This is a genomic window from Streptomyces actinomycinicus, from assembly GCF_016741775.1.
GTDB lineage: Bacteria > Actinomycetota > Actinomycetes > Streptomycetales > Streptomycetaceae > Streptomyces > Streptomyces actinomycinicus.
Genome location: NZ_JAERRK010000026.1, coordinates 134,836 through 142,043, shown reverse-complemented (window position 1 = coordinate 142,043; position 7,208 = coordinate 134,836). Strand labels below are relative to the sequence as shown.

The 7,208-nt window shown below is 68.3% G+C and carries 4 protein-coding genes; 2 read left to right on the top strand and 2 right to left on the bottom strand.

What is annotated here, in order from left to right; genetic code table 11:
• Both JK359_RS34350 and JK359_RS34345 read right to left on the bottom strand, forming a co-directional pair.
• Positions 1–370 (bottom strand): trypsin-like serine protease (locus JK359_RS34350; protein WP_201843535.1); only part of this gene is annotated, 370 nt, incomplete at its 3' end.
• Between the two features lie 357 nt (positions 371–727).
• Positions 728–2,809, bottom strand: coding sequence for a galactosylceramidase (locus tag JK359_RS34345; protein ID WP_201843534.1), 2,082 nt, complete (start codon positions 2,807–2,809; stop codon positions 728–730).
• A 741-nt stretch (positions 2,810–3,550) separates the two neighbouring features.
• Here JK359_RS34345 and JK359_RS34340 point away from each other — a divergent pair.
• On the top strand, positions 3,551–4,801 hold the full coding sequence (locus JK359_RS34340; RefSeq protein ID WP_201843533.1) for a PTS transporter subunit EIIC: 1,251 nt from the start codon (positions 3,551–3,553) through the stop codon (positions 4,799–4,801).
• A gap of 383 nt (positions 4,802–5,184) precedes the next feature.
• Entirely contained in the window at positions 5,185–7,203 is a 2,019-nt protein-coding gene (locus JK359_RS34335; protein ID WP_201843532.1) for a phosphodiester glycosidase family protein, read from the top strand.
• Positions 7,204–7,208 lie beyond the last annotated feature (5 nt).

The following is a 7,208-nucleotide window of genomic DNA, read 5'->3' as shown; positions in this document are numbered from 1 at the left end:
AGTCGGCCAGCGGCACGGGCACGGCGGCTGCCTCGCCCTTCAGCTCCAGCAGCGCCATGTCGGCGTCCGGCTTCGTGTACGTGGCCTTCACCCCCAGGGCGGTGCCGTGATCCCGCTCCAGGCCGCCGGTGCGCACGGTCATGCGCGCGATCGAGTCGCCGGCTATGCAGTGTTGGGCGGTGAGTACCCACGTGGCGTGGATGAGCGTTCCCCCGCACAGGCCGCCGGAGGACACCTGGACCATGCCGGCCGGGGCGTCTTCCGCGGTGGCCTCCCGGCCTCCTTCCAGCGCGTAGACCGAGCCGGCGACCGTTGCGATCGTCGCAACTCCCGTCACCAGGCCGGCGATGATTCCACGTCGACTGCGCACGATGATGCCTCTCTGTTGTGAACCGGCCGATCCGCGAAAGACATCGACGACTGCCGCGGGAGTGACCCGGCGGAAGAGGCACACTGCGCCCGGCTGTCCCGGGTCAACGCTGATCGCGGTCCATCGCGGGGAACCGGTGGTGACTACCGTTGAAGAGACAGCCCTGGGGGTGGCGTCCCGCCGGGGAGGCATTGTGCGAACCACCCCGTAGGATCCGGGCCGGGTCATCTCACCCGGGTGACAAGAACGAGGTGCCAGCCGGGCACGGAGGCGAAGGCGGGCGGGCCGGCGGCCGATCGAGGGCTGTTCGGGCGACGGCCACCCGCCTTGATGCGGGCATGTCCTCGGGTGGTGTGTTCAGCAAGTGCCGATCTGCTTCCATGCGCCCCAGCTGGAAGGCGTCCCAGGCTCATTGTTCGGGTTGGCCCACCACTGTGCCTTCCAGATGCTGCCGTCGCGGGAGACGACGTCCCCGGCCTGATAGTTCTTGCGCGTCCAGGCGGGGGCGGCACTGCACGCGCCGGCGGGATCACCGCCGCCGACGGTGACCTTGAAGTTGTCGTACCGGGCGTGTGTCCAACCGGACCCCAGGCCGGCCTGGCCCTTCGGGTAGCTGGAGTCGGTTGCCTCGCCCACCACCGTGCCGTCGACGGATGCGGTGATGGCGGCACCACGGAAGGACAGGGCGAGGTGATGCCAGGTCATGGTGCCGGGTTCCTTCTTCAGCTTGCCCGACGTGAGCGTGGTGAATTTCCAGGCAGTACCGCCCGAGCCGATCTCGCTCCTACGGACGGCCCACTCTCCCTCGTCCGTCAACTGCAGCAGGTAGGCCTGCAGTCCGTTGTTGTTCCTGCCCTGCTGCCCGATGCGCCCCATGACCTCGACGTGACCGGGTTCTTCGAGCATCACATCCGAACTGACGGTGTAGTCCTTCCAGTTGAGGTCGCCGATCAGCGCATAGGGATCGGAGTAGTTCTCGTCCGTCCAGCGCACGGGCGTGCCGGTCGCCTCCTGGCGCAGGCAGTTTCCGCCGTGTCCCTCGCCGGTGCACGTGACGACCTCGAAGGCGCCGTTCATCGCGGACAGGTAGCGTGCCTGCTGCCCTGTGTCCGCCTTGTCTCTCTCGAAGTCGTCCGCGTGGGTCTTCGGGAAGTCCGCCCGCGCCGGCGACGCGGCGGTTCCCCTGCCCTGTCCTGTCGTCGTGGTCAGGCTGTAGACGTACCCGGGTTTCAGGGTGATGGTGAAGCCTCCGTCCTTCACCTTGATGTCCGGCTGCTGTGCGAAGGCGTCCCGGGCGTCGAAGGACCGCACGTCGGTCGCCCACACGTGGACCGCGTCCGCCGGAAGGTTCCGGACGGTGAAGGAAGCCGTCTGGCCGGCGGTGGCGTCCATCGTCTCGATCACGGTGCTGAAGTCATGCGCATCGGGGGACTTCAACGTCACGTAGCTGCCGTTGGCCCGGTCGCCGCCCAGGTATCCGCCGGCGCCGTCGACGTACTTCCAGCCGGGTTGGGCGAACTGGGCCGTGTGCGCCATGACCCAGGCCGTGGGACCGACGTCATACGCCCCGGACCACGGCTGGTCCGCGAGAACGAGGCCGTTCTTGGAGAAGTGGAGATTCTGGTAGAGAGAGGCGACGACCGGCCAGTTGATGTACGCGGTCATCTTGGAATCGATGTAGCCCCGGTTGATCGCCCGGGCCACGGCCGGTGCTCCCTTGTCGTAGTCCTGCGATCCGTTTTCGCTGGCCCACAGGGTCTTGCCCTGCTCGATCAACTTCTGTGAGGCCCGGTAGTCCGCCCCACGGTTCTTGTCCGCACAGTTCGCCATGGCGTCCTGGTATCCGCACGGGTAGTGCAGTCCCATGACGTCGACCGCATTCTTGAGGCCGGGGTCGTCCATCATGCGGCCGGCGATACTCCAGTCGTTCTCCCCGCCGATGACCTTGGTCTTGGGGTACTCGGCGTCGAGCCTCGACCTGAGCTTCTTGTACCACGCGTCGGAGCCGTTTCGTGGATAGCGCTCGTTCCACCCGCCGAGGTAGTCGATGGTCAGTCCCTTCTGCTTCGCGCAGGTCATCCAGTCCATCAGATAGCTGATCGTGCCCGGCGAGGTGTAGAAGTCGTTGTCCCCGGCATTGAGCCAGCCGGGGGCGGCCCATGTCAGCCCGGCGAGTTTGATGTCGGGATTGCGCCTCTTCGCCTCCTGTGCCAGCCAGAACTCGTACCCGGCGTCGCAATTGATCTTTCCGCGGCTGTGCTCGATGCTGGGCTCGGCGCCGTCCGTGGTGTTGGCGTCGCCGCCGATCTCCAGCTTGAGGATCTGCAGAGCGGCCCCGTAGCCGGGCTTGAACAGGTAGTCCAGGATCTGGTTCCGCTGGGATTCGGGATAGTCGATCAGCAGCCGCGAGTTCCCCCCGCCGCCGCTGATGGCTCCCACACCGTCGAAGGTGCGGCCCTCGCCCCTGCCGTCGATGGTGATGGACGTGGACGTCGTCGCTCCATGCGCCGTCAGCGGGTGGAGTGTTGCGAGTACCGCGGCCGAGATCGCAAGCAGTGCCCCGGCAGCCGTGAGAACGGTGCGTCTCTCGACGCGAGTGGAGTGTCGTATGTGCGCATGCACGGAGGTCCCCTTTCAGAGAGGGTGACGCGCGAGACGTGGCGCGAAGTCGACACAATCAAACGGTTTCCGTCGACTTCCAACGCGCCCGGAATGTAGGGTCCCTGTGATCCGGTCGTCAAGAAGTCACGCGGAGGGCGTCCCGTGATGGCTTGCTTTTTGTGCCGCAGGAAACAAACGGAGCACCGGAGTTGACAGCCCGGATCAATTTTCGTCTGCTGGACCGCCGGCGGCCGGGAGGAGAGCGACGGCTCACGTCCATGCGTATCCCTACCCATCCGTGGACCCAACTGTGGCGCAACATATTCCCGGGCCAATTTGCGTCCGCGGGCACGGGGGCGGTGAATTGCCGGGATGGCACCGTTGTGTTTCCGCCTCATCCCCGTCCACGCACCGCTGCCGACGGAGTTCCCGGGCGGAGCGCACGCACCCGGCACGCAATGTCGGGCACCTGCCCAATTCCGCTCAACCGCATTGTGCGGCCCAGGTGACCGGCTGGAACATCACAGCCCTCGTCGTCGCCCCGTCCCCGTGCGGCGCCTTGGCCTCTGGAGGTACCTCATGTCCACCACCGCGGAAGGGAAGAAGGGCGTCGGCGTGATGACTGTCATGCAGCGCATCGGCCGCAGCCTGATGCTGCCGGTGGCGGTGCTGCCCGCCGCCGCCCTGCTGATCCGGCTCGGCAACAGCGACATGCTGGGCAAGGAGTCCTTGCCCGCCTACGTCAACAAGATCGCGGGGTTCATGTACGCGGGTGGCAGCGCCATTCTCGACAACATGGCACTGCTGTTCGCCGTCGGTATCGCGATCGGTTTCGCCAAGAAGTCCGACGGCTCGACCGCCCTGTCGGCCGTCGTGGGATATCTCGTGTTCAGGAACGTGCTGGGCACCTTCACCGATCCGAGCCTTCCAAAAGAGGCCAAAGCCGTCGACGGCAAGATCGTCATGGTCGAGAAAGCCGTCAACGCCGGTGTCCTCGGCGGTGTCGTCATGGGCGTGGTCGTCGCGCTGCTCTACCAGCGCTTTCACCGCACCAAGCTGCCGGACTGGGCCGGCTTCTTCAACGGTCGCCGCCTGATTCCCATCCTCTCCGCCTTCGCCGGCCTGTTCATCGGAATCGTCTTCGGCTACATCTGGCCCGTCATCGGCGGGGGGCTGCACCACCTCGGTGAGCGGCTCGTCGCTTCCGGCGCCGTCGGCGCGGGCGTCTTCGGTGTGGCCAATCGCGCGCTGATCCCGGTCGGCATGCACCACCTGCTGAACTCGTTCCCGTGGTTCCAGGCCGGCGAGTACCACGGCAAGAGCGGCGACATCGCCCGCTTCCTGGCCGGCGACCCGGCCGCCGGGCAGTTCATGACCGGTTTCTTCCCGATCATGATGTTCGCCCTGCCGGCGGCGTGCCTCGCGATCGTGCACTGCGCCCGTCCCGAGCGCCGCAAGGTGGTGGGCGGCATGATGGCCTCGGTGGCACTGACCTCCTTCGTGACGGGTGTCACCGAGCCGATCGAGTTCACGTTCATGTTCATCGCACCGGTGCTGTACGCCCTGCACGCGGTGCTGACCGGTGTCTCGATGGCCCTGACCTGGGCGCTGGGAATGCGGGACGGCTTCGGCTTCTCCGCCGGTGCCATCGACTTCACGCTCAACCTGGGCATCGCCTCGAATCCCTGGGGTCTGGTGCTGGTGGGTCTCGGATTCGCCGTGCTCTACTACGGGCTCTTCCGCTTCGCGATCGTCAAGTTCGACCTGCCGACGCCCGGCCGCGAGTCCGACGAGGAACTCGCCGAGATGCACAAGGCCGAAGCCGGGTGACGGTCTGACGCCTCGTGAGGTGACACCGGCGGCCCCCGCCCTTCGAACCCCTGCTCCATGCGGCGCAGGAGCACCGGAGGCGGGGGCCGCGTGGCTGCGCCACGCGATCCGGGGCGGCGGGGCCCGGCGGGCGGCTCGACGCCGTCGGACCGGCACCGCGGCGCCACCGCACCCGGCGCGGGATCCGGGCGCTCGCCGAAATCTGTGCCTCGCGCACAAATCGGGACCGGTGGCACCGCACGACGGCAACAACAGGACCGCGGCGCGGGACGGAAGAGGAGCCGCCCGACTCGGTCAGGCGGAGGAGGTCCCTCTGCACGAGGAGATCCCTCTTCACGGGGGGCCACCAGTCCTCCCTGGACGTCCCTACCCGAGGAGCCTCCATGACGCACCGCGCGCTTCCCAGACAGCTCACGTTCGCGACCGCCGCGCTGACGGTCACCGCCTCTCTCCTGCTCGTCGCCAAGGTCTCCGGTGCTGAGCCCGACGGCACGGCACCAGCGGCGCTGGCCGGCTGGAAGCGGGAGTCGCCGGCCGCCGGAGTGGACCTCTACCGGGGAGTACTCGGAGGCGGTGCGGGGACGCAGGACCGCTGGACCGTCACGATCCGCGGCCTCGCGGCACCGGGAGCGGGGAAGGACGTGCTCGGCGACCCGAACGACAAGATCGCCTCCGGACTGCTCTTCACCGAGAAGCAGGCGGCGAATCTCGCGGCCAAGCTGAAGGCCGCCGGCTTCACCCCGCGTTCCGAGCCGGTCTCCTGGCCCGCCGACGCGGACCGGCAAGGCCTCATCGGCGTCCGGGTGCGGGTGGGCTCGTTCGACTCCGAGGGCGAGGCCAAGGCCGAGGTCAAGCGTGTCGTGGACGCAGGCTTCAAGGCGGACAGCGAGTGGACCGGGGCCGACGGCACCCCCGGCACCGGCCGCACGGAGGTCCAGGTCGCGATCATCGACCCCCAGGCGTTCACGGGGTCCCTCGGGACGAGCTTCGGCAAGACCGTCGCCGGAAAGGAGACCGTCGCCACCATGGCCAAGGAGAACGATGCCCTGCTGGCGACCAACGGGGGCTTCTTCGTGATGGAACCGCGGGACGGTGTCCCCGGAGTGTCCGCGGGCATCTCCGCCTCGCACGGGAAACTTCAGAGTGCCGCCACACGGGGACGGATAGCCGCCGTACTGCGCGCCGACGGCACACGCATCGAGTTCAAGCACCTGAGCACGAGCCTGTCCGTCCAGGCGGGGGACCAGTCCGAGGTCATCGACGGCATCAACAGGCCCCCCGGGGTCGTACGCAACTGTGGCGGCGTCGGCGGCGACAAGCCGACGGAGCGGCCTCGCCACGACTACACCTGCAGTGATCCCGATGAAGTCGTGCGGTTCACTTCGGAGTTCGGGGCACCGACCCCGACCGGTGCGGGCCTCGAAGCCGTCCTCGACAGTTCCCAGCAGGTGCTGGAACTCCGTCCGCGAGGCGGTGAAGTACCCCAGGGCGGCAGCGTGCTGGCGGGCACCGGAAGCGGCGCGGAGTGGCTGCGGGCCCATGCCCTGCCCGGCACACAGCTGGTCGTGAAGGACACGATCACCGACGAGAACGGCTCTGCGGTCACCCTCGGCAGCGGTGACGGCATCGTCGGCGGCGGTCCCGAACTGGTACGGAACGGGAAGGTCCACGTCGACTACGACGCGGACGGCCTCGTGCAGGACGATCCGTCCTTCGCGTACTCGTTCGGACTCAAGCGTCACCCCAGGACCCTTCTCGGAGTCGACGCGGCGGGACGCGTCCTGCTGGTCACGTCCAATGGCCGGCAACCCCGTCGGAGCGACGGCCTCGGTCTGAACGAGGCCGCCTCGTTCATGCGCGAACTCGGGGCGGTGGACGCGATGAACCTCGACGGCGGCGGATCCACGACCATGGTGCGAGAGGGGGAGGTCATCACCTCCAACGGCGAACGCGAGGTGGGCGACGCCCTGATCCTCACCGCAGGCAAGCAGCCCGCCGCATCCCAGAACTCCCCCACCGCGGCCCCGGTCGTGCCCGCACCCGGCGGGCAGCCTTCACACCCGGACGGACCCCCCGCCGCGAACCCGGCCGCTCCCTCACCCGGCCGGCAGCCCTCGCTCCCGGAGGAACCTCCCGCCGCTCCCTCCGTCGGCGCCCGGCCCTCGCTCCCGGTAGAGCCTCCCGCCTCGAATCCGGTGGCCGTTCCCTCACTCGCGCCGTCGTGCACCGCTCCGGCATGGGACCGCAACGCGGCCTACAGCGGCGGGCAGACGGTCAGCCTGCACGGACGCGTGTGGAAGGCACAGTGGTGGACGCAGGGCGACGAACCGGGGACGAGCGGCCAGTGGGGCGCATATCAGGACCAGGTGCACCGCGTCTGGCAGGACGCCGGAGCGTGCTGACGCGT

What these genes read in the sequence shown, in the direction of transcription:
- JK359_RS34340 (WP_201843533.1), top strand. Translation starts at nt 3,551, where the DNA reads ATGTCCACCACCGCGGAAGGGAAGAAGGGCGTCGGCGTGATGACTGTC.
- JK359_RS34335 (WP_201843532.1), top strand. Translation starts at nt 5,185, where the DNA reads ATGACGCACCGCGCGCTTCCCAGACAGCTCACGTTCGCGACCGCCGCG.